1 protein-coding gene is annotated in these 1,378 nt (G+C 78.0%); it reads right to left on the bottom strand.

Features of this window, described 5'->3' with window-relative positions; all coding sequences use genetic code 11:
* A partial coding sequence (locus tag B0E53_RS36500) for an FtsK/SpoIIIE domain-containing protein (protein ID WP_281492943.1) occupies positions 1–1,378 on the bottom strand: 1,378 nt, incomplete at both ends.

Here is a 1,378-nt window from a genome sequence, read left to right as displayed (position 1 = left end):
CCCGGCCGGCCAGTGCGGCCCGGTGTCGCGGGTCGTTGGCGAGCAGCGGGCGGGCGAACCCGGCGAAGACCACCGGCGGGGCGGCCCCCTCGGGCCGGGCCGACCAGAGCCGCTGCCGCAGGTCGGCGAGGACCGCCGGGTCCTCGTGCGGGTCGGGGAACCGGATCATCCGCTCGTGGCCCCGGGTCGCGCCGCGCGGGCCGCCCAGCCCGCCGGCGGTGTTCACCACCGCGCTCCCGACCGGCAGGCCGGCCGCCGAGTCGTTGGTCGGCTCCAGCACGGCCGAACCGCCGGGCAGCGCCACCCGGACCGGGAACTGGCCGAGCAGCGGGTCGCGCGGACCGCCGATGCCGAGGTCGCCCTCGCCGGCCAGGACCAGGTGGATCCCGTACGACCGGGCGGCGCGGGCCAGCCCGTCCAGTCGGGCGAGCAGGTCGGCGGCGAGCCGGTCCCGCTCGCGCAGCAGCAGCAGCGGGAAGTTGTCGATCACGCAGACGACCCGGGGCAGCGACTGGTGCTGGCGCAGCTCGGCGTAGCGCTGCCCGCCGGCCCGTCGGGCCGCCTCCTCCCGGCGGCGCAGCTCCGCCTCCAGCTCGCCGAGCAGGTCCGCCACGTACTCGCGGTCGGCGGCCATCCCGGCGGCCCGGACCTGCGGCACCCAGGACCGGTCACGCTCGGTCTGGAGGAACTCCACGAAGGACTCGCCGTCGTCGAGGTCGGCCAGGTAGAGCACCAGCTCGTCCGGGCCGTAGCGGGCGGCCAGGCCGAAGAGCGCGTCGGTGAGGAACGCCGACCGGCCGGCCTGGGAGCGGCCGCTGACCAGCCAGTGCGGGGTCAGCTCGGTGAAGCCCAGGCTGACCGGCCGCCCGGCGGCGTCACCGACCGTCGTGGTGAGCCCGTCGACCGAACCCTCCGCCCAGAGCTCGCCGTCGGGCAGCAGGTCGGTGAGGGCGAGGCGGGAGCCGTCCTCGATCTGCCGGACCAGCCGCCGGCACACCCCGGCCACCAGTTCCTCGGGCGGGTCCTCGTCGAGGAAGACCGGGGAGTTCAACCCGCCCGGCGGCTCCGCCCCGGGGCTGCTGAAGCCGGCGGCGGGTGGATCGCCGACCAGCGCGTACGCGGTGCGCACCGCGAGCGGGGTGGCCTGCGGCAGCGGCGCCGTGTCGGGCCAGCCGGCCACCACCAGGTGCAGCCCGGCCCGGGGACCATGCGCGGCCAGCTCGGCGAGCCGGTCGAGATCGGACGGGGCGGCCCCGTCGGGCAGGGCGGCCACCACCAGCAGGAGCGTACGGTCGTGCCCGCGCTGCCGGGCGGTGCCGGCGGCCACCCACTGCTCGGCCTCGGCCAGCACCGCCCGCAGCCCGGTCAGGTCGTGGGC

Origin of the sequence: Micromonospora sp. MH33 (assembly GCF_003013775.1) — a bacterium.
Classification (GTDB): Bacteria; Actinomycetota; Actinomycetes; order Mycobacteriales; family Micromonosporaceae; genus Micromonospora; species Micromonospora fulviviridis.
The sequence above is the reverse complement of the archived record's forward strand: the minus strand, read 5'-3'. Positions and strand labels throughout refer to the sequence as shown.